We start from the raw sequence: 24589 nt of genomic DNA, 5'->3' as shown, positions 1-24589 counted from the left end.
TGACCCTATTTTATTCTGATGATCCTAATGGTAGATTATTCTTGTCTTAAAGAATCCACCGGATTGCTCATCGAAGCCTTGATCGTTTGAAAACTGATCGCAAGACTTCCAATAAATACAACTACAAAAGTAGATGTGATGTAGATCCAGGGACTAATCGCCAGCCTGTCGGCAAAATTTTGAAGCCAGTAGTCTGTCGCGAAGTAGGCGAGCGGCCAGGCAATCAATGTAGAGATTACGATCAGCTTCACTATTTCATTAGACAGTAGTTTGATCAAAGTGCCTGTACTTGCACCGAGTACTTTTCTAATCCCGATTTCTTTTTTTCTGATGGCCGCGGTATACGTCACCAGACCGATCAGACCCAGACAAGCGATGAATATTGACAACCCTGCAAAGACTACAAATACCTGAGCAGTGGTAGACTCAGAATTGTAGAGCTTGGCATAGTCATCATCAAAAAAGAAATATTGAAACGGTTTGTTGTAAGAGTGATCAAACCATGTTTTTTCAATGTATTGTAGCGTTTCACGGACATTGTGTGTATTGCTCAGTTTTACAGTCACATAGCCCTCCCAGTTGCCAGGCATGAGTCTCAGCATCACAGGCTCGATTCTTTTATGGAGTGATTCAATATGATAGTCCTTTACTACACCTATGATGGTCATCGGTCTTGAACTGGTGCCATCAGAGTTAGGGTCCAAGAATTTTTTACCAAGCGGATCAACATAACCAATGGTGCGAACCGCGGATTCGTTGATCACCACAGCGCTAGAATCGGATGGATAGTCCTTTGAGAAAAACCTTCCTTGCACCAATTCTAAATTCATGAGTTCAGCATATCCAAAGCTCACGCGATTTTCATAAAGCAAATACGGAGAATCAGGATTCTCTTCTGTCATGTGTGCATTATTGTTGTATCGATCCTTTCCAGGCAACGACATAGCATTAGCCACCTCTTTGATGTTAGGGTTTTTAAGTAGATTGTTTTTGAAGGTTTCCAGGTTCTTTCTCAACACATCAGAGCGTCTAATCACAACTATTTGCTCTTTGTCAAATCCAAGATTTTTATTGAGCATAAAATCAATTTGATTGTATACTACAATGGTTCCGATGATAATAATGATCGCCGCCGTAAACTGTATCACCACGAGTAGATTTCTCATCCAACCGGATTTTGCTCCAGCACTCATTGTACCTTTCAGTACATGTACAGGCTGGAAGGCTGCTAAAACAAATGATGGATAAAATCCTGCCATGACACCGATCACAATGGCGAGTCCGGCAAGTATTGCAACGCTCCACATACTTGAGGTCAAAGAATATGCGATCTCTTTACCGATCAATTCAATAAAATACGGAGTGAGGAAGAAAACCAGGAGTGAGGCCAATATAGTGGCGATAGAAGAGACTACTATTGATTCGAAGATGAACTGAGTCACCAATCTTTTCTTGCTGGAGCCAACTACCTTTCTGATGCCTACTTCTTTGGCTCTGGAGGAGGATTGCGCTGTCGCCAGGTTTACAAAGTTGATGATCGCGATAAAAAGTAGAATAATGGCAATCAGGGAGTAAATGTAGATATAGGATATGTCGCTATTAGCCTCCATTTCTTCATCTACACTTGAATGTAGATAGATGTCCTCTAATGGCATTAGATAATACCCAAATGAATTACCGGCACTTTCCCATGCATCCATAGTTGTACCTAGAAATTGCTCTACCTGTGGGCCCACATATTTGTAAACTAAACCCTGAAGCTTCTCTTCAAATTCTTGAACATTGGCGTTTTCATTGAGAACGACATAAGTATAATGGTTGTGACTGACCCACTGATTGTTGTTCAACCAATGACGATAGGTACTCATAGAACCCATCATATCAAATTGGATGTGTGAGTGATCAGGTACATCTTCCATGACTCCCGTGACCGTATAGAAAATGGTGTCTTGTTCTACCGTAAGTTTTTGCCCCAGCGGATCTTCATCACCAAAGTATTTTTTAGCATAAGACGCTGTGAGTACAACAGATCTGGGTTTTACCAATGCAGTTTCTCTATTTCCAGACAAAAGCTTGAAATCGAATACATCAAAAAAACTAGAGTCTGCAAATAGCACCCCGTCTTCGTTGAACTTCTTATTGCCCCGACCAATAAACCAGGCACCGCTTTCTTTGATTCGGGTGACTTTGGACACATCAGGAAATTCACTGATTAAAGCCTGAGCCATTGGTGTGGCTGTCACTGCCATGTCCATGGCTTGACCCATCATTTGTCCATGAACATGCACGCGATACGTGTTCTCTGATTGGCTATGAAATTTGTCATAGCTGAGTTCATTGATGATGTAAAGTGAAATAAAAATGAAACTGGCGATACCAATGGCAAGGCCACTGATGTTAATCAGAAAATAGCTTTTGTGTTTAAGCAAATTTCTAATTGCGGTGAGATAAAAATTTTTAAGCATGATATTGAGTTTTTGATTTGAGTTTTCTTGTTGAACTTGCCGCTATTAATTAGATCTTCGTTAAAAGATGCAGTGAGTTCCTTTTTGGTTGCATGTTAGACGAAAGATGTCTAAAGTTATTACAAAAAAATCTGGTGATGTACACAGCTTCGTTAAGTGAATTGAAAAAAGAACTGAAAATGCTGCCTGCTGATGAGTTGTTGGCGGTCTGTTTTCGGCTTGCACGTTATAAAAAGGAAAATAAAGAACTGTTGCATTACTTGTTGCTTGAGTCTGATAATGAATCATTCTACATAGAACAGGTCAAGGAAGATATTGTAGAGGCATTCTCAACGGTAAATACAAGTAGCATGTATTTGGCCAAGAAGACGATTAGAAAGGCATTACGCCTTGCTGCCAAGCAAATACGGTACTCGGGTAATAAGCAAACTGAGCTGGAGATATTGATGTTTTTTTGCAAGTCACTTCTTGAGTTGGACTTACCACTAGGTCACAGCAAAGTCATGATCAATCTTCTTAAAAATCAATTGAAAAAAATAGAAAAGGCGCTCCAAAGTATGCACGAAGATTTGCAATATGACTATAGAATTGAGCTTGATGAGCTCATAGAAAAAGTACGACGACTATCTCCTTTTTAGCCCTTGAGAAATACCGAGATCCTAAAAGTGGCAATGAAGAAGGCAAGGCATAAGTGGAGAGCATATTGTCAGGTTGGTAGATTGAATCCATCGAGACGGAAGTTAAAGGTATTTCGAATGATCATCAATCACCAGATAATTATCAGGCATATCTGGTTGGATATAAAAAAGGACAGTCACAAAAATGACTGTCCTCTTAATCAACAAAACAATAATGATTTCTTAGTTGGCTGTGTAGGTCTCGTCGCTTACGCTTAATTTAAGCATGACGCCTTTACTAGCTCTGAGAGACTTACCCTTGAGGATGATCGCCTTATTGAACGGTTCTGCATTGTCTGCAGCTGATACGATCATTACTCTATTGATCATCGGGTTCGTACCGTTCTCAAATGATACTGTGACGCCTTGAGGTAGGGAAGAGTCAATTAATAGATCTATAGCTGTTTTTTTGTAAGATTTGGATCTATTCAAAGTCACCTCATACTTTTTTGTTTCACCTGGCTGTACAGCAATGTTTTTATCTGATACAGTGATAGTAAATTCTTTCTTAGGAATTTCTTGTGCAAACGTAGTCACCGACGAAAGTAGTGCTACAATAAGGAGTAAAGCTAATTTTTTCATGTTTTAGATGTTTAGAACAAATTGGTTAAACGTTCGAATTTCTGTCAAATTAAAATCCCTTTACGGGATCTTTTGCAAATTTAACGATGATTCGAACAAAAGGTTGTTTTGTTCGAAAAATAATTCTAGATTTTTCTAATTCCATTCAAAACCAGACCTACAGCATATAATATTTGTTCTCGGATATGCGTCCAATCTTCTTCACTGGGATAGGTGTGGAGAAACATGCTCAACTGGTCGTACTGTATTGAGAACTTGATTAGAAACAGTGCTTCAGCTACTTTTTCAACTTCACATTCTTTGAATTCGCCACTTTGAATCCCTTCGTTGATGGCTGTAATATAAAATTCAATACCACCACGATTTATCTTATTTACGAATGATCGATAAAGATTCCTGGTCTCAATAAGTGCCTTCACCGGTATTCTGTGTTCGATCACTACCTTTTCGTAATAATTGAGAGATTGCGTGATATAAGTTAGAATTTTCTCTGAAGGCTTATTTTCCTTGTTTGCTTCTTTTTCAAAAAGCTTGAATTTTTCTCCCCAGTCATTTTTGAATGAGCACATGAATAAGTCTTCCTTATTCTTGAAGTAGTAATAAAGCGAGGATTTTCTCATCCCGACGGCCTGAGAGATATCGTCTACGCTAGTTTTCGAATATCCCTGTCGATTGAATAGCTGCTTGGCAGCATCTAATATTTGTTCTTTTTTATCGGCCATCTAATTAATTATACAATATTTCTCCTAATTATTAAAGGGTTAATTCAAATGTCGAATTAAGATGAAATACGGAGCAGGGTGTTTTACTCTCACTCCGTATTTCAGTCTTTGAATGTTCATCTATCTCTACGCTATTAACTTCGGTTTAGCGCCTAAGCTTATTTCAAGCTATCTCAGTTAGTCAAAAAAGAGTATTTCTTGCTATAGTCCATCATTTGTTTAGTGAAGTCCATTGGATACTGGACCTCAATATCAACTACATTTCCAGCATCATCAGTCACTGGTACCAGTTCGGGATTGATAAAACCACCATAAGGCGCTCCTTTCAGTTTAGACGCTCTTTCCAGCACCTCTTCATGCAACCCCGTATCTACTTTTACTCCATATCCTTCGACTAAAGCTTTAGCAGCTTCATAATCACCTTCAGATTTGATTCTTTGTGTTTCTCTTAGCAGTCTGCCAAAGATCTCTCTCAGTTTCTCATAGTCATTGACTACGAAATAAGTTTTCCCTTCTTTTACTACTTTTTCGATCACATTATCCTCCATTCCTTGTTCAAATGACCAGGCTGATACCCAAGCTCTATTTCTCATATGAGCTTCTTCTATGTCTTCACCCAATTTGAGTCTTCTCAGCTGAGTCATCATACCATTTCTAATGTAGCCGTCATATTCTTCCTTACCCACTTCCAGGCTCTCGATCAATCCGAGTTCAACCAGTTTGGGTTCCATCAGAAAATATAATCCGACCAGATCAGCTCTGCCTTCCTCGATCGTAGAGGCATAACTTTTAAGTGTTTCCTTTGGTGTACCTACGCCTGGGTTGAGCTTACCAGAAGCATGCCCTATCACCTCATGCAAGGCAGTATGCATTTTATCACCAATTTCACCATGCTGTCGAGCTCTTTCGATTTCGGCTTCATTGAATGCAAATTCTGCAAGAAATCCACTCGTACCAGCTTTGTCATAAGCGTCGATTATGTTGCCAAGACTTACTGATTTTGATCCGTGTTTGGCTCTGATCCAATTTGCATTTGGCAAGTTGACTCCGATAGGAGTAGAAGGAGAGGCATCACCAGACTCACCGGCAACATTCACTACCTTATAACTGACACCGACCACATTTTCTTTCTTATGACTATCCATGATTGGAGAGTTGTCTTCAAACCATTGTGCATTTTCTGACAATACCTTCATTCTTTCTGATGCATCAAAATCATTGACCTGAATGATAGATTCATAAGATCCTCGGTAGCCTTTTGGGTCATTGTAGACCTCGACGAATCCGTTGATATAATCTATATCTCCTTCGGTCGCGGCAGCCCACACTATATTGTATTCGTCCCATGTGCTCAGCGATCCTGTCTTGTAGTACTCGATTAGCAACTCAAAACCTCTTTTTTGAGCATCATTCTCTGCTACATCCACGGCTTTTTCCAACCATCCCATGATTTGGTTGATCGCGGGACCATACATGCCTCCTGATTTCCAGACTTCTTCTCTCAATTTGCCGTTTTCATCTCTTACAAGTTTAGAGTTCAAACCATAAGAAATTGGCTCTTCAGCACTTCTGTCGATGATTTGATTATAAAACTCCTCAACCTCTTCTGCAGTGATATCCGGATCATAAAAGTTAGTGGCCGAACCTATGAGCAATCCTTTGTCAGGATCTAAGTTTACTTTTTTGTTATCAATGCTTGGGTCGAATATTACATTGACAATTGCTTCATCAAGCTTTGTATTGGTTTCATCAAGTAAACTTTGGAAATATTCTTGACGGAATCCCGGTTCGATTTTAGCCATTGAATAATGATGATGTATTCCATTGGAGAACCATACTCGTTTGGCATAAATCATCAATTCGTTCCATTCGCTGTTATCCTTTTCGCCTGTGAAATTGGTTATTATATTCTCCAGTGCGGTTCGGATAGTCAAATTGTGTCTGTAGTTCTGATCCCAAATAATGTCTCTACCAGATAGCCCCGCTTGGGTAAGGTAGTAGACCAATTTTTTCTGGTCAAGTGACAATTGATCAAAACCAGGGATTTGGTATCTGATGATTTTTAAATCTGCAAATTGTTCGGTTTTCCAAACAAAATCATCTCCGGCTTTTGAAACAGGTTCTTCATTGACTGTAGACGGCGTACAAGCCCAGACCAATGTTAATAATAATAAATAGGTTATCTGCTTTCTCATATCTTAGTGGGTGTGTGTTTTTAAACAATCTCGCAATATACAATTCATGTAGGAAATCACCATAGAAAATCATTTGAGTGGAGCAAATAGATGTTTGCTAGCTAAAAAGTCCGTGTAACTCTACGTCTATTTTGGAAACAATACCGGCAAAATCTTCCTGGTTTTGTACAAAATCCAGGTCATTCACATCTATGATTAGGAGTTTTCCTTCTTTGTAATTGCTTATCCAGTCGTTATAATGCGTGTTCAGCCCCTGTAAATAATCTATTCTAATAGCACTTTCGTATTCTCGGCCACGCTTTTCGATGTTCTTTACCAACTTGTCAATATCGGATCGAAGATATATGAGCAAGTCAGGGGCTTTTACAAAATTGATCATGGAGTCAAACAATGTCAAATAATTGCTATAATCCCGATCATTAAAGTATCCCTGATTATGTAAGCTTTTAGCAAAAATATAGGCGTCTTCGTAAATAGTTCTGTCCTGAATTACGGTTTTTTCTCCGTTTCGAACTTTATTCACCTGCTCGAATCGACTGTTCAGAAAGTATACCTGGAGGTGAAATGACCACTTACTCATGTCTCCATAAAAGTCGGCTAGATATGGATTGTCTTCTACATCCTCAAACTCTGCCTGCCAGCCATAGTGTTTGGCGAGCATTTCTGTCAAGGTAGTTTTTCCGGCGCCTATGTTGCCCGATACCGCGATATGCTTGGGTTCCGTCATTATCATCACAAATTTAATAGACGACCGATTAATCACAGCATGATTTATCGATTGTGGATAAATTCTTTGATTGCCATACTTATTGAGATTTGTATATATTTTTGAACAAACTCCAACTATAAATAATAAACCAGAATTGGACTTTATCAGCAAAGACATTAGCGAGTACTCTAGCCAGCATACCTCAAAGGCTGGTGACCTACTTGAGAAAATTGACAGAGAGACAAACCTCAACGTGCTTCGACCACGAATGCTATCAGGACACATGCAAGGAAGAATCTTGTCGATGATTTCTCACATGATCAAGCCCAGGGCTGTTTTGGAAATAGGTACTTATACCGGCTATTCTGCCCTTTGTCTGGCAGAAGGCCTGGCAGAAGACGGTCGCCTCATTACCCTTGACATCAATGAAGAATTGGAGCCTTTGGTTAGTAAATACTTTCAAGAGTCTGTCTACTCAGATCGACTGGAATACCTTGTCGGCAATGCCTTGGATTTGATCCCTTCTCTAAATCGTAAGTTTGATTTGGTTTTTATAGATGCAGACAAGACTAACTATTATAAATACTACGAGTTGGTTATTGATAAAATGACTACCGGAGGATTTATTATCGCAGACAATATTTTATGGAGTGGTAAAGTTGTTTCCAAACCAAAAGCTGGAGATAAAGACACTAAAGCTTTGATTGAATTTAATCAAAAAATCCACGAAGACCCAAGGGTCGAAAATGTTCTATTGCCTGTACGAGATGGCCTGATGATATTGCGCGTGTTATGATCAAATACCTAATACTCCTGTTGTGCTTCTATTCGACGATGGTTCTTGCTGTCGACGACGTGCGTAGAGTCCGTGTACCAAGCGAAATTACTCTTGGAGATATGAAATTGAAAATTTCGGATGCGGCCAGACGAAATATACAGAAGGATGTGGATGCCTTAATTAAAAGCCCTAAGTATATGGAAATCAAGGCTGATCGAGCTAGATTATATTTTCCGTACATAGAGAAAGTATTAAAAGAAGAAGGTATTCCTACTGACTTCAAGTTTTTGGCCCTACAGGAAAGTGCCTTGATCTCAGATGCCGTCTCATCAGCTAACGCGGTGGGCTTTTGGCAATTCAAAGATTTTACGGGACGAGAAGTCGGACTTAGGATTGATCGCAGCGTGGACGAAAGATTAAATATTGTGGCTTCTACCCATGGAGCTGCTAAGTATTTTAAACGTCACAATTTCTACTTTGATAATTGGGTCTACACGATTTTGGCACACATGACTGGTCGAGGCGGAGCAGGGAAGTATGTCGATAAAGGTAATTTTGGCAAAAAAAAAATGACCCTTGATGGAAAAACCCATTGGTATGTAGTGAGGTTTTTGGCTCACAAAATCGCATATGAGGGAATTACGAGCGGACCAAACAGTAAGGGACTAAGTTTGGTAGAATATAGAAAAGGTAAAGGCAAAACATTAGGTTCCATAGCTAAAGAGGCCAAAGTGGATGAAACGGAACTTAAGAAATACAATAAATGGCTGAAGACAAATAAGATACCAGGAGAGAAAGAGTATTCCGTAATGATTCCTGTGCGTGGGAAAGCTCCAAAGTTCAAATCAGGGAAGACCAAACCGGTATCAAAGGAAGACGAAGACGAGTCATCAGATGATGGTCTGCTGTCAGTCAAAATTTACCCTTCAATCGATAAAGACCTCAATATTTCCGGTACCATTTACATAAAGATCAACGGCTTGCCGTCTATTCTGGCCAAGTCCGGTGATGGTATCAATGTGCTGGCCATAAAAGCCAATTTATCGCCCGAGAGATTTGCTAAGTACAATGACCTGAAAATGACTGATATTATCAAGGAAGGAGAGATTTACTACACGAAGCCAAAGCGTAATAAGGGTAAAATATATTTCTATACGGTCCAGCCGAATGAAAACCTGTGGGATGTATCTCAAAAGTTTGGAATCAAATTAGCAAAGCTGGCAAAACTTAATCGCCTATCAATTATAGATGATATAGCTCCAGGCCGTGTATTGTGGTTGCACAAAAAGAGACCGGCCAATATGCCCATAGAATATCGTGAGCTACCAAAGCTACCTGTAGACGAGGCCATTCCGCTCAAAAAAGTTAAGGTGCCTTTGAAAAAGATACCTGTATCATCACCCACTCCTGTTGTAGGCACAGAAGAGAATGAATCGAAATTGCAGCCAATAGAAAACAGCAAAGATTCCGTTGAGACACGAATAGATCATGGTACTGAGGAAGATGAAACGCAAACGGAAGAAGATACGATTCAAGATGAGGTGGTGGAGGCTATATCTGAACTAGATGAACCCATCCTGGTAACTTCACACATGGTAGAGAAAGGAGAAACATTATATGGTATAGCGCAGAAAACAGGAGTATCAGTAGAAGACCTCATCGAATGGAATGACTTGTATGGCACCTCACTCAGTATTGGACAGAAATTGATCATTCATGGTACGGTTGAGTCAAATACTCAGCAACCGTCTTCAGAATCTGTCAACTTTCATGTGGTAGAACCCGGTGACACCATGTATGGTATCTCAAAGAAATATGACATTTCGATTGAGCACCTTTTGAGACTCAATCAAAAGGATAATTTTAATCTCGATGTAGGAGAACGCCTGCGGGTGAAATAATTGGTGCAACCGCTTATAAGTCTTTTACTGCTGTTCCGGTGATTTTAATTTTTCCACCGAAAGGAAGGCTCTCAGCTTGATAAATGGTACGAGCAGGTCTCTGATTAGGCGGGAAAAGACTTTTGTACAATTCGTCTATTTCAGGTTGGTCTTTCAAATCGTCAAAAGCAATGTCAATAAAAACAATGTCACTCTGATCAAAGCCACTATTGCTTATGGCGGCAAAGAAATTTTTAAAAGCATTTTTTGCTTCTTCCAATGCAGTACCAGGAATATACCTCCCATTGCTACCCACCGATAATTGTCCACTCACAAAACACATATTGTTGACTACTACCGCATGACTGATTGGGTTATCCCATTTTGGAAGTCCTTTGCCTGTGATGATATACTTCTTGTTACTCATTGATTCGATTGATTATTTGTGAAATTCCGACCGATTAATACCAGGAAATCCAGTTGGATCAATGATCGGTATCCAGGCCGAATTCGTCTGCAAGTTTTATCAATGCCGGATTTTTCTTTGCCATCGCCTTAAATTTTTCCTCGCTGGTGTATGGTCGACGTTCTTCTGCATCTTCTGTGATGTCATAACTAAAGGCTACGCCGCTATTTTTTAGAGTGGTGCGTAGAAAACCGAGAAGTTCGACTTCAATGTTTTCAATCATTGCGATTTCCACGGAGTTGGTTATGGTGAGCGCGATTTTGTTTCCCTCGACTTTTATGGGCTTGGATAATATGATTTTAACAGCTCCGGTTATACTTTTCTTACTTATATACTGATCTAGTTGCTGTCTAACGAGCTCTTGAGTTATTTCAGCTTGTGGCTCATCAGATGGAGTTGGAGAATCTGGTTTGGATTCTTTAGTTATTTCTTCCTTCTTGTCGAATATCTTGTTGAGACTCGGAGTGTCTTTTTTCGCATCAATCGATGCAGTCTTTGGTATTGAAACTTTGGGTGTGGTTACAGAAGTTGCATCCTGTATTGTGGGTGTGGTGGTTTTGGTAGCAGATGAATGAGTGGAGCTGGGATCGGGTTTAGTCGCTTTTGACGTCGTAGTATCTACGCCGTCACTTTTTTTTTTATGTCAGCTCCCTGTTGGGCTGACACATTGATGGCATCTTTCAAGTAGCCTAGCTTCATCAAGGCCAACTCTACGTGCAATCTCTGGTTCTTGCTGGACTTAAAGTTAAGATCGGCCAGATTGAGAATATTCAATCCAGACATTAGGAACGAAAGCGAAATGTTCTTCGACTGATCAAGATATTTTTCCTGAATGTTTTTTGAGACATTTAACAGCTTGACTGTTTCCGGGTCTTTACAAACCATTACATTTCTAAAATGCTCCGATAATCCAATGAGAAAATTGTGACCATCAAATCCATTTTTCAGAATTTCGTCATAGGTGACGAGTGCCTGAGATACGTTGCCCTGATCGAGCATATCGGTAAGTTTGAAGAAGTAATCGTAGTCAAGGATGTGCAGGTTTTTGATCGTATCCTGATAGGTTACTTTGCTTCCGGAGGAGAAGGTAACTATGAGGTCAAAAATGGATAAAGCATCTCTCAATGCGCCATCTGCCTTTTGGGCTATCAAGTGTAGCGCCTCTTCTTCACAGTCAATATTCTCTTTCTCCGCTATTTTTTTGAGCTGGTAAGTAATGTCGTCAATTTCTATTCTATTGAAATCAAAAATCTGACATCTGGACAAGATCGTTGGGATGACCTTGTGCTTTTCTGTTGTAGCCAGTATAAATATGGCATAGGAGGGTGGTTCTTCCAAAGTTTTCAAAAAAGCATTGAAAGCCTGGTTGGAGAGCATGTGAACCTCATCTATGATGTAGACTTTATGAGTTCCTTGCTGAGGAGGGTATCGTACCTGATCAATTAGGTTCCGGATATCTTCAACCGAATTGTTTGAGGCAGCATCCAGTTCGTAAATATTGAGTGCGTTGGATGATTCACCTGAGCTTTGCTCTTCGAACTTGTTGACCATGCGTGCTAAAATTCTAGCACAGGTCGTCTTGCCAACACCACGAGGACCACAAAACAATAAGGCTTGCGCGAGGTGATTGTTGTCAATGGCATTTTTTAAAGTAGTTGTAATATGGCCCTGACCCACGACTTCATCAAAGCCGAGTGGTCTGTACTTACGTGCCGATACTACAAAATTTTCCATGGGCGCAAGATAGTAATCCGACAATAATTTTTACTCAAAAATGGAATCAATAATTCAAAAAACTCATCTCTAATGAGACGGTATGTTAAATTCTCAAAATCAGAGAAATTCTTTCAACAAATAATACAAAACAATACATCCATAAAAAAGTAGGGGGTCTTTGTAAAAGAAATGAGTTTGACAAAAGTCGTGATGCCTAGAATCGAAGTTTAAAATTACCTTAAAAGGGAGCAGCATCGTATAGTCGATTTGACTCTACAGTATTAATTGCTTCTATCGAATAATCAGTTCTGGTGTCGTACAGCCAGTGCCTTAGGGACATGGCTAGTGGAGAATGTATAAACTAGAATGAAACCCGTCAGAAAATATCATCCAGTTTTCTAAAATATTAAGATACATGATAAAAAAAATTTAAAATTTTCGATCCTGTCTGGTTGCCATTATTGTAATTATTACTTTTGAATAAACAAAACCTAATTAGCCATGTATTTAAAATTAATATTTGCTTCTGTTCTCTTCTTATTTCTCTTTTCTGGTTCTGCTTCTGCTCAAAAGAAAATGAATCACAGGCCGAAAAAAGAATCAGCCAAACCAAAAAAAGCATTTCATATTCATCAGCATGTGATGGTCACGATGAAGGACGGATCTCAAGTGGAGGCTGTGGTACACAGTCACATGACAAAAAAGAAATATTGGGTACGTCAATGGCATAGTGGAAGAGAAGGAGCGGTAAAAGAGAAGTACATGCGTGCACTCAGCGAAGGTGAAGTGACCGAGCTCAAGAAGTCAAAAAAGAAGTAGTTCGCTTATCCGAGGTCTTGTAGTTCTAGCATCTGAGATCACTCAAGGTAGGAAGAAATATCATTTGCCTCAGACCAAATGAAATACTTTGGTAATAAATAAGGCCATAGCAACCGCAGTGTTGCCATGGCCTTATTCAATGTTATTTCTTGATATTCAGAATCAGAAAATAATCAATTATCAAAGCTTAATATTGAGTCCAATCATAAAATTGGTGCCAGCCTGTGGGTAATAGAAATTCTCTCTAATTTCTTCTCCACCTCCTCTATAGCCCCAAGTATATCCGTTTGCTGAGTACACCTTGTTGAATACGTTGTAAACGGCTAGATTAAGCGATATGGATTGGAATTTCTCTCCTTTGAGCGAGTAGCTCACCAGCGCGTCGCTTATATAATAAGCATCTAGTTTTCGTGTATCAGACGATGTGTTGTCCAGATATTGGCTACCTACATACTTATGTACCCATTGGATGTTCACCCCCTTAATCGGAGCATAGTTCAGGCTTCCACCAGCGACTACGTTAGGAGAAAAGGCAATGTCAGATGCTTTGTGAGAGACCACATCTGCATTGTATTCGTCCCAGCCCAAGCCATAATTGTAAATGGTTTCGTCAAAACTATCTATTCTATTCTGACTCAAAGACGCATTTGCGCTTACGCTAAGCTCAGGTAGTAGCTGATAGCCAAACTGAAGTTCAATACCTCTTCTATAGCTTTTGTCCACGTTGGATCTAAGAGATGAACCTACATCGTTTAATTCGCCAGTAGGCACCAGCTGGTCTTCATAATCCATCCAGTAGAAATTGGCCTTAAAACTGTAGTTTTCACTCGCTCTTGAATATCCTACTTCCAGGTCTCTAAGTTTTTCTGATTTTGGTTCCTGGCCTATAGGATGATCAGTGAAGTCTGATCGTATGGGCTCTTTGGATCCCACTGCCAAAGAGGCATAAACGCTTGAATTCTCATTAATTTTATATTTCAAACCAAACTTGGGATTAAAAAAACTGAAGTCATGTGACTGATCAAGCACAAGTCCATCATTGTCATCGCCCTTCATGGTATAGCTTACGCTACGGTACTGAAGGTCTCCGAATAGAGAGAGCTGATCAGTGAGATCATAAATGGCTTTAGCGAAAATATTGAAATCATTTTTCACGCTATTGTTTTCATAATAGGGATGTCTGATGCTCCCATTGCTGGCATATTGAGACCAAATAATTCGTCCAAAATGATCGCCGTCGTATTCACTCCAGGCTCCTCCAAGAGTCAGCTTGAAGCTGTTGTTGGGTTGATAGTCAAGTGAAAATGTTGTACCGTAGAAATTGTTGTTTAACCATCGACGTTGTATCAAATCAGTGCTGGTAATGGTTTGTCCACCAATCGATATCTCTTGTAGACCATAGTCAGCAAGGTCTCGATCCTCTTTATACTGCTCAAAGTACCCTTCACCATGAATCAGGAACAGAGCTACATTGAATGTTAAGGTATTTGAAAGATCAAATGCAGAGATCAATTGATAATGTGTTTGCTCATAGTCATCCACCTCGTTGTCATAGGTGTATTGATTATAAGTTCTGCCGGAAGTGAGCAAATTGAGTGAGTCCGCTGAACTCAAACCGTTTCGTGCTACATAGGCATTCATGCCGTCCACGTCATTCTCTATTCGAGACTCCGGCACACCGTACCAGGATTGATAAGTTGTCTCATGGCCTGAGAAAATGTTGAATTTGATCAGTGATTTTTTACCATAGTACCCGCCAGAAACAAAATAGGAAGTCAGATCTGAACTCGCTCGGTCAACATATCCGTCAGATGTGATTTGAGACAACCTGGCGTCGAAAGCAAATTGATTTGACAGTAATCCTGTGCCAACCTTGACGGTGTGTTTGCGTGTGTTAAAAGAACCAATGGAATTATTTAGTTCCACATAAGATTCTCGATTCAATCCGTCAGTTTCAATGTTGACGGAGGCTCCAAAGGCCCCAGCTCCATTGGTAGATGTACCAAGTCCGCGTTGTACTTGAATACTGGAAACCGATGAGGCAAAATCAGGCAGATTTACCCAGAAAACCCCTTGAGATTCGGGGTCATTGTATGGGATACCGTTAAGCGTTACGTTTACCCGTTGAGCATCACTACCTCTGATTCTGATTCCGGTATATCCAACTCCAGCACCCGCATCCGAGGTGGTTACAGTAGATGGGGTCATTTCCAATAAGTAGGGAAGGTCTCTTCCCGTATTATTTCTTTCGATGACCTCTTTTTTCAAGGTATTAAAGGTCATTGGTGTTTTTTCTGTGGCACGGGTAGATGATACCACTACTTCTTTTAAGTCTACAGTTTTGATAGAGTCATACGATGCTTCATTTTGTGCATGTGTATGAAAGCCCAGGAACATGGTCAGGGCCAGAAATACATTTTTCATTTAATTAAATTATCAGTTAATACTTGACAAAAGCTAAGGGTTCTTCTGTCTTTAGCGTACCACTATTTCCCTTCGACCGCATTATCGGCATCAGGTTCTATGGGTATAATCTCAGCCTGTAGGTAATTTCACCGTTTAGGCACCCCCTTAATAGGCGCAAAGTTATCTGAATAGTTTTGTAAAAAACAAATCTTTAAGACTCTACCACCGAAAGTAATTGTTTATTGCTTTGATTGCTCTTCTTGTTCTGAGTAAGCCAAGTCCTGAGATTACTTCATAAGGACAACCAAGTGATTCCAGTTCTTGTTTATAAATATCGAAAAGTAGCTCACGGTCATCGGGGTTTTCTCTTAAAGGGTCCTGTTCCCATGACATATCGGGTGAAAGTAGTAGGTAGAAATCCGCTTTTCTGGCCTTCAAGCTATCGACTATATGATTGTCGCAGTGTCTATATTTCCATTCTGACCAGATTTTTATGACCTCCAGACTGGTATCCATAAAGACCTGATTATGGTTTTCACCAAGCAGAGTATTCTCACATTCAATTTGCCCTTTAGCTATCTCAAGGAGATCCTCTTGCTGATATGGGCGATCCAGCTGGGACAAATAGGTCCTTGCATACTCGGGCAGCCAAGGCTGTTCGAAATATTCGCTGAGCTGCCTGGACAATGTAGATTTACCAGTACATTCAGGCCCCGTAATTATGATTTTAGTTGTAGGTTGGGTGATTTTTTCCATGCTAAGTAGCCCATCACTGCCATCACAATGTAGACCCCATATAAGATTGAATAAAAATAAATGCCTTTGTAAAAATAGATACCACACGCGAGAACATCTACTACAAACCAATAATACCAGTTTTCAAGCTTCTTCTTTGTCATGAGCCAGATACCGGTCACGCTAAGAATGGAAGTCGTAGAGTCCCAGTAGGGAAGAGCGGCCTCAGGAATATGTGGCCAAATGAGATGGATGTTGCTAAGAAAGAGTCCAAAACCAAAGATGCCAAGTATGGACAGAGCTAATATGATTAGATTTTGATACCATCCATAAACTGTGATTGGTAGTGTGTCTGAATTGTTTTTGTTTCCATATATCCAAAAATACCACCCATAAATATTCAGCGCTAAGAAAATCACATGCAGCAGGAGGTCTCCATAGAGTTTGATTTGCCAAAAGACAACAAAGGATACGAGCACGTAGAGAATTCCGGCTGGCCAGGTCAATATGCTTTCTTTGATCAGATACCAAACGGCTAATAGCCCGAAAATCAAACCTAGCAGCTCATAAAGATCTATACCAAGGGCATAGTTGACTATTTCTTGTATCATGAATTAGGAATGTCGGAATAAAATAATTGGCAATATTAATAACAATCGACGGAATATTATTCAAGATTAAATCATGCCTTCTCGGATGCTTCGTGCAACCAGTTCGGAAGTATTTTTACAGTCAGTTTTTTTAAGGATGTTTCGTCGATGAGAGTTAACGGTGTTAGCAGATATAAACAGCTTATCAGCTATTTCTTGTGTGCTATTTCCAAAGGAAACCAGTCTGATAATATCTCTCTCCCTATAGGTAATCTGATCTGCTATGAGCTTAACCTGACTGTAAGTCTTGAAAAAGATTGTTTCATATTCATTATTCTTGTTCAGCATTTTGGCGGTGGCCTGAATAGGTAGAGCGGAGCTAATCATAGGTAGTATACTATAGTGCGCAAGGCCTATGACGGGCTTGCCTTCTTCATCAAAATACATGGGCGTAGTGTGCTGAAGCAACGGGCGATAAGAGCCATCGGCAACTTTGATGCGGTAGTTCCAGGTGTAGCTGACTTTCTTTCTGTCATGAAGGTCAACTTTTGACATGGTAAATGCCATAAGATCATTGAGGGATTCCAGCCAAAGATTCATTTCATCATTATGCATACGTTCCCACCAGAAAGTCATGCCTTGTTCACACATTTCATTCACGTCGAGACCAGTACAACTATGAAAATTTTTGCTTACATACTCAAATGAGCGTGTAGTAGTATTGGTGATACAAAAGAAGGTGGAACTGTGGGGCATGTATTTATCAAGTTCTCTGAGTTTTGAAATATGACTTTCGAGAAAGTCGCCCTTAAATTCCTGATAACTTTCGAAAATTTCTGAGTAATCCGAGATGATTCTTTTGTCCATAGAGAAATGTAATCCTAAGCTGATTCCAATTAATTATTCAGTAGGAGATTGGTCAAAAGTCTGAAGCACTAATATAATCAATATTAAATTCTATGGATTTATTTAGCAAAAAAAAACACTCGGACTTGCTTATTCCGAGTGTTGTTAGAGGTTGATCATCAACTTATAGCTAGTTTAAAGATTTGCAGAGTTGAATTTCATAAGGGTTGTTGGTAGTGTGTGGGAGCTCCTTGAATCCATTTTTCAGGAGAAAAGAATAGAAAGATTCATTTCTTATTTCCATGGTGACTTGGCAATGCTCATATCCCATTCTAGAGGCTTGTGTTAGTGCATTGTTAAATAGTACTTTGCCAAGGCCTTTATGCCTGCTGTCTTTGTGCAGGTAGAGTTTCTTGATTTCACAGATGTTTTCTTGCTCCGTACGACCTATACCTACCGTACCTATTATTTCTTCTTGATAGGTGAGTACATTGAATCGGCTCATGTCCCTAGTGTAATATTCGGACAGGCAGGATAGCTCACGATCATAGTACAGAGATTCTATTCCCAATCCGCCTCTTTCGAGCAATATTTTTTTGATTAGCTCGCTTACTTTTTCATCATCCTGAGGCCTGATTCGTCTCAGTTTGTATTGCCCCATTGCTTTTGAGAACACATTGAGCACTGCTTCGGCAAATATCTCTAAGCCACTGCCGGCTTGCTGCATTTTGAATAGAAATCCTCTATTCAGCGTAGTTGACTTGTTCATTATACATTCGTTTGTTTGATGATTCAAATGTATTGGTGTCGACAACGGTTTTTAAATTATCCAGGTGGACAAGAGGTGAACAGGCTGTAAGAGTGAGGTGAACAATGGGTAAACATAAGTATGTAACACACTGAAAAATAGAACGTTATGTTTTTCTCCGAATTGTTAAGCTATTGCGAGATGCTGCGATTCACCATCGAATTTGATGAGAAAATCGACCAAATTATCTTCAGTGGCAAGCCCTAATTTCTTTCTTAATCTGTATCTGGCTGTTTTCACGCTATCAGCAGAGATCCCAAGTATGCGGGAAGATTCTTTGAGGTTCATATTGAGTCTTAGCAAAGCACACAACTTTAGTTCAGCATTACCTAATTCAGGGAACTTCTCTTTGAGCCTGGAGAAAAAGTCCCCATGTAGCTCCTCAAACATGAGTTTGAAATTGTCCCAGTCTTGATCCATTCGAAAGCTGCTGTTGATAATGCCATTCATTTGATTCAATTCCTTTATTGATTTGGAATCAGATTGTTTTTTGAGCTCTGAAATTTTATCCGTCAACTCATTGAGCAACTCATTTTTTTGGATAAAGTTGAGTGCGTAGGAGGTAAGCTCTTTGTTTTTCTGTTCCAGTTGCGATTGAAGCTCTTTCTGGCTCATGCGAGAATTTCGTACCCTTAGGTGAAGAGTGTACATAATAAGTACACTAATCAAAAAGATAGCAGACGACAGAATGACAAGTAGCCAAAAATCAAAGCGATCTTTTGCTTGCTGTTTTTCTAAGATTACCAGCTGTCTGGCCTTCTTTTCATCATCATATTGAAGTTGCAAAATTTCAGTCTCTTTTTGAACATCAGCACTGCTAATCGAATCTTTGAGAGTTACATTTTTCTCGTAATAATCCAAGGCATTTTTGTAATCACCAATTCGATGAAAGTAATCAGACAGCCCTAAATACACTTCTTGTTCAATCTCCTTAGCGTTGATTTCTATGGCCAGCACCAAGGCAGAGTCTAAATATATTTTATCTTTTTCCAGATAGCCAAGTTCAGCATAGTTAGAAGCAAAGTTAGTGTACACTTCAGCTAGTCTTTTTTTGCTTTCTTTCAGTTTTAGCTGCTTTCTAGCTACCTCCAAATACTCCAAAGCTTCTGCAAATTGCTTTTTGCTGTTGAGGGCTACTGCAATATTGTTGTTGACCAGTGCCACACCTACAGTATCCTTGAGTGCCTCGACATATGGTAAGTCTAAGACCAGATAAGTCAGTGCGGAGTCAAAATCACCTAGTTTGCGATACTCAGTGCCTATATTGTTGTACATCCAAGCAAGCAGCTGGCTATCCTGCTCGATCTTCGCCATTTCTATGACGGTCTTCAATAATTCTATGGCTTTTTCGTGCTGCTTTAAGTCACTATAAATATTGGCCGTATTCATTTTGATAATCCTTAGCCATCTCTCCTCGTTCAAATTTTCGTAGATCTTTTGTGCTGCCAGGTTTTCTCTTAGTCCTTTTTCAAGCAAGCCTACGGTCCAATAGGCTATTCCCAATATGTGATGTGCTCTGGCGACACCAAATTCATAGCCTGTCTCCCTTGAAATTTCTAAAGCTTGCAAGCCAAGCTTTTCTGTCAGGTCTGGATCTGTCGTGTAGTAGTCATAAGCGGTACCCAGCATCCAATCCACTTTTTCATCTGTGCTTTTTATGGTATCAGTAAGTGCGATCAATGAATCCAACTGTGCAAATACAGCAGGAGAAAAAATCAACATCAAAACCAAAAAGGAAAGTGATTTTATCATGATCAGATGGATGAATGTAAAAATTGGTTTATTTACAAAAGAAATCAGCTGGGTTCTTGCATAGTGGAATCTATTGAAGCCTTGTTAGGGATTTCTATCTCAACATATCCTGCTGATATAATCTCTCTCTGGATCATATACGAATTATCTTGATGACAAATATGAGAACAACCAATCGAAGTAGTCTGACCAGCAGAGAGCTGATATAGCCTTACCATTTCATTGATCTTATTTCCCGGCAATTTGAATTTTGCCTTGATTACAACTCCGATAGATTTCTCGGTATTTTTGTTTTCCATGATCAGGGACTTGCCACAATTATCTTTGCTGCAGTTGCCACTCGCATAGATACTTATATCACCTGTAGCTTCATTTCCGAAGGCATCACCGTGAAAATCCAGTCCACCACCGTTTTCGGCTGCCAGAGCCAAATTGTATATATCTATATAAGTCAGTTCGCTAGGATGCTTCTCCTCAGGTGGAGCAGACGGATCCGAAGCTCGCTGAGTACAGGAGAACAAACTATTGGAAATGAAGGCTATTAGTAGTAGCTGTTTGATCATGTGGGTAAATCTTGTATATCTGTAATATTAGCTAAAGTTAATATTATTTGTAAAATGACGGCCCAAAATTAACAGGCATAAATAGGCATAACGATTATATTTTATCGACCTGACACCCATATCGTGCCTGATTATCCGCTGATGTAGCATTTAATTATTAACTTACAGCCATGAATCTGACAAGAAGCTGGACGGAGCACTATTGTTTGCTCGATTTGAGATCTTCTTTTTCAACTTGATAGGAGCGGAGCACGACTCTTCAAATAGACGGCCAGCTGATGGATATAGGCACTTTTTTTTGTGTCATGGTCATTTTAGCCTTTCGTTAAGCTAAATTGTCGTCTGCCACCACATCTATTTGCAGAAAAATGTTACGAGCCTAAAATTCCGGATGGGAATAGGCTTTTTGTCATCATAAAATTAACACTAGGACACATTAAACAATAAATTGATATGGAATATCATGCTCTCGATAGTCTAAAATACTCGTACTTATGGAATAAATATCGCCCGGTTATTCTGAGGTTAATGATCAACGCAAAAGATGGGCCTCAGGATTATCAATTTCTAAAACATGAATTTCATGATATCAATCCTAAGGAAAAAGGCGGACATACTTTCGATGTTGAGTTCTTGGGTGGCAGGCCAAATCGCGCTGTCAATGGATCAGCAGTCGCTAAAAGCTTGTATGCAGTTCTTGATAGATCTACAAAGGCAACTGAATTAATCGAAAATAGCGATTATGGATTTGTTCTTGACAAACAGTATATGCTTCATATCACAGAAATTGAAAGGGAAGTAGTAGTGGCAGAAACAGAGCAAGACCTGGCCACAGAAGAGAAGGAAGACCAATAGGTTTACAAAAACCATTGGTCTTTTTGTTGCTAATAACTGATTCTTTACTGATCAAATCAGACTATCACATTTTATGCAAATAGTCACACAAGGCTGGCGATAGCTCTTGCCTTGCCGTATCTTTAACCATAGAAATAATGGATATTGATGTTGTCAGTTAAGCGTTTTATAAAGGCATACTTTGATCGGCTCCCCCTTTCAGGGGTGACAATAGGTCTAATTGTGCTAGGAGTATCCACATTTCAATTGACCCAGCAATACGCGTATCATGTTGCTAATGAATTTGACTTTCAATTCAGCTGGGTAACGATTGCCATAAAACAATTCATAGGAAATCTTATTTGGGCGATGCTTGCACCACTTCTGTTTAGAACTGGTCAACAGTTGTCAAAATGGAGTGGTATACTCAATTGGATTCATGTCAGATTTATACTCAAGGTCTCTCTGATCGCAGTGAGTCAAAACACATTGGCCCTTTGGTTGTACAATTTCAGTTATTATCTGCAAAGCGGATATATGAGGGATTTTTTCGGTAGCAACAATCGTTCTGAGCTGATTACGGGATCTTTTACCAGTTTGATTGAAGCCTTGGTGATTATAGGAGTATTTATGGCGATAGACTATCAAAAAAAACTCGCCAATAAAGAGCGTGATCTTGCAAAGGCCGAACTCGATGCCTTGAAAATGCAATTGCATCCACATTTCATATTTAATACGCTGCATTCTATTTCGTCGATGATAGATATAGATGTAAAAAAGGCGCAGCGGATGATTACAAAAGTGGGAGATCTCTTGCGGAGTATGCTGGCTCGCGATGAAGGGGAGTATGTGACGCTGCAGGAGGAAATGAAATTTATCCGGAACTACCTGGAGTTGGAAGAAATTCGATTTCAGGATCGAATGGAGCTGAGTTTTGCCATAGAAGAGCAAGTAATTACTGGTAAAGTTCCTGCCTTGATTTTGCAGCCATTGGTAGAAAATTGCATTAAACATGGTGTGGCAAAAAGTACAGGATTGAGCAAAATTGAGGTATGCGCGTCACTGTTCAAAAATGGATCGATGCAACCGTGGCTGAAGCTAGAAATCAATAACTCAGATGAGCTTGAGTTGAGCAGCATCGGAACGAAGGGATTTGGCATTGGGCTGCGCAACGTCGAGATGAGACTTGAACAAAATTATGGTCAAAAGTATTTCTGTAGATTTGAAAAATTGGATGCTAATAACTATAAATCTGAAATCCGAATCCCCTTTGATACATGATTAGATGCGTGATAATAGATGATGAGTTCCTGGCTCGCGAAAGACTTAAAAAACTGTTGGAAGACCACCAGGAGTTTGAACTCGTAGGCGAGGCTAAAAATGGATCTCTTGGTATAGAACTTATTCAAAACAAAGCACCTAACCTTGTTTTTCTTGATATTCAAATGCCAGATTTGGGTGGATTTGATGTGATTAATCAATTAAATAAAATACCGTATATCGTTTTTACCACAGCATATAATCAGTATGCACTCCAGGCCTTTGAGGTGCATGCCCTGGACTATCTGCTAAAACCATTCGACGAAGAAAGGCTAGCCAGCTCTCTGGAGTTGGTTAAAGAGAGGTTGTCTTCAGATAAAACATCTAAGCTGGCCGAACAGATGAAAAGCTTGCTGCAATCGTATGAAGCACCTACGGGTCAATACAGAAGTAATTTTCTGATTAAAGAGAAGGGATTTGAAATCGAAGTGCCCGTGGATGATGTAATCTATTTTGAGGCGCAAGGCAATTATGTAAAATTGTTTACCGAGCGACGGGACTATCTTTTTAGAATTGCCATGAATATCCTCGAGACAGAGCTCAGCCCAGATCATTTTCTTAGGATACATAGAACCTATGTGCTGAACAAAAACTGGATCAGCAAGCAGACTTATCAAGGAAACAATGAGTTTAAGTTTTTGCTCAAAAACGGAATTGAAGTATGCTCATCCAGATCATTTAAAAAACACATCACTGAGCGAACCGCTCATCACTGACCTAACGGTCTGACACGGGTTACTTGAATTGAGGAATCAGTCAATATATCTTAGTTGGGTACAAATAAGATGATTGCAGGTTAATTGCAGATCTGTTTGAGTTCAAGTAGCCTTCCCGGTGGTGCGGGAAGGTTTTTTATTTGATCAATTCGATGCCATTATCATTCAATTTGACTTTTTTTTGTTTGTATAGGATACCCAGCGATCTTTTGAAGTTTTTCTTGCTCATCTGTAGCATCATTTGGATTTCCTCTGGTGTGCTTTTGTCGTGTATCGACAGCCGTCCGTTGTTGAGCTCCAGGCGTTCGAGAATTTTGGCTGCACCATCTTCTAATTGCTCCAAGCCAATTTTTCTCAGGCTAACATCGATTTTTCCATCTTCACGCACCTCCTTCACGAAGCCGATCATTTTTTCCCCTTTGAGTAGTTCTTCAAATACTTCGTTTTCATAGACCAGCCCCTGATACTTGTTGTTAACGATGACGGCAGTGCCTATAGGAGTGGTTTCCCCGATGATCAAATCCACTTGTTCGTCCTTTTCGAGAGGTATATTTTCAGTAGCTATATAATGATGGATTTTGGCGCTAGCTGCTAGTCTTTTGGTGATTTGATCTAAATAGACATAAACCATGTGCCATTGACCTGGACGCATGTTTTTTTGCTGTTCGCTGAATGGGACTAATAGATCCTTTTCCAATCCCATATCCATGAAGGCTCCTATATTATTGACGTCCTTCACTTCAAGACAAGCAAATTCGCTTCTCATGACCTTGGGTACAAGAGTCGTGGCTACCGGGCGGTCTTCTGAGTCTGTATATACAAATACATTTAGTTCATCACCTTCTTTCGCATTTTCTGGAACGTACTTGTTTGGAAGAAGAACTTCATTTTCTTCATCATCCTTAAGGACGGCACCGGGAGGAACCAGTCGGGTAATGGAGAGGGAATTATTTCGACCTATTTCTATCATGACACAAAGCTAGGCCTTTTCTAAATTAAAAAAGGTCAAG

Annotated in this window: 23 protein-coding genes and 1 riboswitch; of the genes, 7 read left to right on the top strand and 16 right to left on the bottom strand. The window is 39.8% G+C overall.

Features of this window, described 5'->3' with window-relative positions; translation table 11 throughout:
• Positions 1-35: 35 nt before the first annotated feature.
• Positions 36-2465, bottom strand: a complete 2430-nt coding sequence (locus tag ABJF11_RS12590) for an ABC transporter permease (RefSeq protein ID WP_348120221.1) — start codon at positions 2463-2465, stop codon at positions 36-38.
• A 137-nt stretch (positions 2466-2602) separates the two neighbouring features.
• On the opposite strand from ABJF11_RS12590, the gene ABJF11_RS12585 reads away from it, so the two are divergent.
• Entirely contained in the window at positions 2603-3103 is a 501-nt protein-coding gene (locus ABJF11_RS12585) for a hypothetical protein (RefSeq protein ID WP_348120220.1), read from the top strand.
• A gap of 222 nt (positions 3104-3325) precedes the next feature.
• On the opposite strand, the gene ABJF11_RS12580 is transcribed toward ABJF11_RS12585, so the two are convergent.
• The 4 genes from ABJF11_RS12580 to ABJF11_RS12565 all read right to left on the bottom strand — a co-directional run bounded on the left by ABJF11_RS12580 (position 3326) and on the right by ABJF11_RS12565 (position 7368).
• On the bottom strand, positions 3326-3724 hold the full coding sequence (locus ABJF11_RS12580; protein ID WP_348120219.1) for a hypothetical protein: 399 nt from the start codon (positions 3722-3724) through the stop codon (positions 3326-3328).
• 125 nt (positions 3725-3849) lie between these two features.
• The gene (locus ABJF11_RS12575; RefSeq protein ID WP_348120218.1) at positions 3850-4446 is read right to left on the bottom strand and encodes a TetR/AcrR family transcriptional regulator; all 597 of its coding nucleotides are present in this window, start codon (positions 4444-4446) and stop codon (positions 3850-3852) included.
• Between the two features lie 173 nt (positions 4447-4619).
• Positions 4620-6641: a dihydrofolate reductase gene (locus ABJF11_RS12570; RefSeq protein ID WP_348120217.1), complete on the bottom strand. Its 2022-nt coding sequence runs from the start codon at positions 6639-6641 to the stop codon at positions 4620-4622.
• A gap of 97 nt (positions 6642-6738) precedes the next feature.
• Entirely contained in the window at positions 6739-7368 is a 630-nt protein-coding gene (locus tag ABJF11_RS12565; protein ID WP_348120216.1) for a deoxynucleoside kinase, read from the bottom strand.
• 136 nt (positions 7369-7504) lie between these two features.
• On the opposite strand from ABJF11_RS12565, the gene ABJF11_RS12560 reads away from it, so the two are divergent.
• Both ABJF11_RS12560 and ABJF11_RS12555 read left to right on the top strand, forming a co-directional pair.
• A complete protein-coding gene (locus tag ABJF11_RS12560; protein ID WP_348120215.1) occupies positions 7505-8146 on the top strand; it encodes an O-methyltransferase in 642 nt (213 codons plus the stop codon).
• Entirely contained in the window at positions 8143-10029 is a 1887-nt protein-coding gene (locus ABJF11_RS12555) for a LysM peptidoglycan-binding domain-containing protein (RefSeq protein WP_348120214.1), read from the top strand. The genes ABJF11_RS12560 and ABJF11_RS12555 overlap by 4 nt, the downstream gene beginning before the upstream one ends.
• Before the next feature lie 13 nt (positions 10030-10042).
• Here ABJF11_RS12555 and ABJF11_RS12550 read toward each other — a convergent pair whose 3' ends face one another.
• The 3 genes from ABJF11_RS12550 to dnaX all read right to left on the bottom strand — a co-directional run bounded on the left by ABJF11_RS12550 (position 10043) and on the right by dnaX (position 12208).
• Positions 10043-10435 (bottom strand): RidA family protein, encoded by a 393-nt coding sequence (locus ABJF11_RS12550; protein WP_348120213.1) that lies wholly within the window; start codon positions 10433-10435, stop codon positions 10043-10045.
• A 58-nt stretch (positions 10436-10493) separates the two neighbouring features.
• Positions 10494-10709, bottom strand: a complete 216-nt coding sequence (locus ABJF11_RS12545; protein ID WP_348120212.1) for a hypothetical protein — start codon at positions 10707-10709, stop codon at positions 10494-10496.
• A gap of 383 nt (positions 10710-11092) precedes the next feature.
• Positions 11093-12208, bottom strand: a complete 1116-nt coding sequence (dnaX, locus tag ABJF11_RS12540) for a DNA polymerase III subunit gamma/tau (protein ID WP_348120211.1) — start codon at positions 12206-12208, stop codon at positions 11093-11095.
• A 483-nt stretch (positions 12209-12691) separates the two neighbouring features.
• Here dnaX and ABJF11_RS12535 point away from each other — a divergent pair, with 483 nt between their 5' ends.
• On the top strand, positions 12692-13009 hold the full coding sequence (locus tag ABJF11_RS12535) for a hypothetical protein (protein ID WP_348120210.1): 318 nt from the start codon (positions 12692-12694) through the stop codon (positions 13007-13009).
• Positions 13010-13189: 180 nt separating this feature from the next.
• On the opposite strand, the gene ABJF11_RS12530 is transcribed toward ABJF11_RS12535, so the two are convergent.
• From ABJF11_RS12530 to ABJF11_RS12500, 7 genes are all read right to left on the bottom strand, one after another.
• Positions 13190-15433 (bottom strand): TonB-dependent receptor, encoded by a 2244-nt coding sequence (locus ABJF11_RS12530; RefSeq protein ID WP_348120209.1) that lies wholly within the window; start codon positions 15431-15433, stop codon positions 13190-13192.
• Positions 15434-15482: 49 nt separating this feature from the next.
• A riboswitch (TPP riboswitch) is annotated at positions 15483-15590 on the bottom strand.
• 44 nt (positions 15591-15634) lie between these two features.
• A complete protein-coding gene (locus ABJF11_RS12525) occupies positions 15635-16171 on the bottom strand; it encodes an ATP-binding protein (RefSeq protein ID WP_348120208.1) in 537 nt (178 codons plus the stop codon).
• Positions 16135-16761, bottom strand: coding sequence for a nicotinamide riboside transporter PnuC (gene pnuC, locus ABJF11_RS12520; protein ID WP_348120207.1), 627 nt, complete (start codon positions 16759-16761; stop codon positions 16135-16137). Before pnuC ends, ABJF11_RS12525 begins: the two co-directional genes overlap by 37 nt.
• A gap of 66 nt (positions 16762-16827) precedes the next feature.
• Positions 16828-17607 (bottom strand): LuxR C-terminal-related transcriptional regulator, encoded by a 780-nt coding sequence (locus ABJF11_RS12515; RefSeq protein WP_348120206.1) that lies wholly within the window; start codon positions 17605-17607, stop codon positions 16828-16830.
• 169 nt (positions 17608-17776) lie between these two features.
• Positions 17777-18355, bottom strand: a complete 579-nt coding sequence (locus tag ABJF11_RS12510; RefSeq protein ID WP_348120205.1) for a GNAT family N-acetyltransferase — start codon at positions 18353-18355, stop codon at positions 17777-17779.
• A 165-nt stretch (positions 18356-18520) separates the two neighbouring features.
• Positions 18521-20146, bottom strand: a complete 1626-nt coding sequence (locus tag ABJF11_RS12505) for a tetratricopeptide repeat protein (RefSeq protein WP_348120204.1) — start codon at positions 20144-20146, stop codon at positions 18521-18523.
• Positions 20147-20190: 44 nt separating this feature from the next.
• Positions 20191-20709 (bottom strand): hypothetical protein, encoded by a 519-nt coding sequence (locus ABJF11_RS12500; RefSeq protein ID WP_348120203.1) that lies wholly within the window; start codon positions 20707-20709, stop codon positions 20191-20193.
• A gap of 453 nt (positions 20710-21162) precedes the next feature.
• Here ABJF11_RS12500 and ABJF11_RS12495 point away from each other — a divergent pair, with 453 nt between their 5' ends.
• From ABJF11_RS12495 to ABJF11_RS12485, 3 genes are all read left to right on the top strand, one after another.
• Positions 21163-21564 (top strand): hypothetical protein, encoded by a 402-nt coding sequence (locus ABJF11_RS12495; RefSeq protein ID WP_348120202.1) that lies wholly within the window; start codon positions 21163-21165, stop codon positions 21562-21564.
• Positions 21565-21711: 147 nt separating this feature from the next.
• A complete protein-coding gene (locus ABJF11_RS12490) occupies positions 21712-22824 on the top strand; it encodes a histidine kinase (RefSeq protein ID WP_348120201.1) in 1113 nt (370 codons plus the stop codon).
• Positions 22821-23579 (top strand): LytTR family DNA-binding domain-containing protein, encoded by a 759-nt coding sequence (locus ABJF11_RS12485; protein WP_348120200.1) that lies wholly within the window; start codon positions 22821-22823, stop codon positions 23577-23579. The genes ABJF11_RS12490 and ABJF11_RS12485 overlap by 4 nt, the downstream gene beginning before the upstream one ends.
• Before the next feature lie 136 nt (positions 23580-23715).
• Here ABJF11_RS12485 and ABJF11_RS12480 read toward each other — a convergent pair whose 3' ends face one another.
• Positions 23716-24549 (bottom strand): S1-like domain-containing RNA-binding protein, encoded by an 834-nt coding sequence (locus ABJF11_RS12480; RefSeq protein ID WP_348120199.1) that lies wholly within the window; start codon positions 24547-24549, stop codon positions 23716-23718.
• Between the last annotated feature and the right edge of the window lie 40 nt (positions 24550-24589).

The sequence above is a fragment of the Reichenbachiella sp. genome (genome assembly GCF_039941815.1).
Taxonomy (GTDB): Bacteria; Bacteroidota; Bacteroidia; order Cytophagales; family Cyclobacteriaceae; genus Reichenbachiella.
Note: the sequence above shows the minus strand (reverse complement) of the source record. Positions and strands in the feature narration are given on the sequence as shown.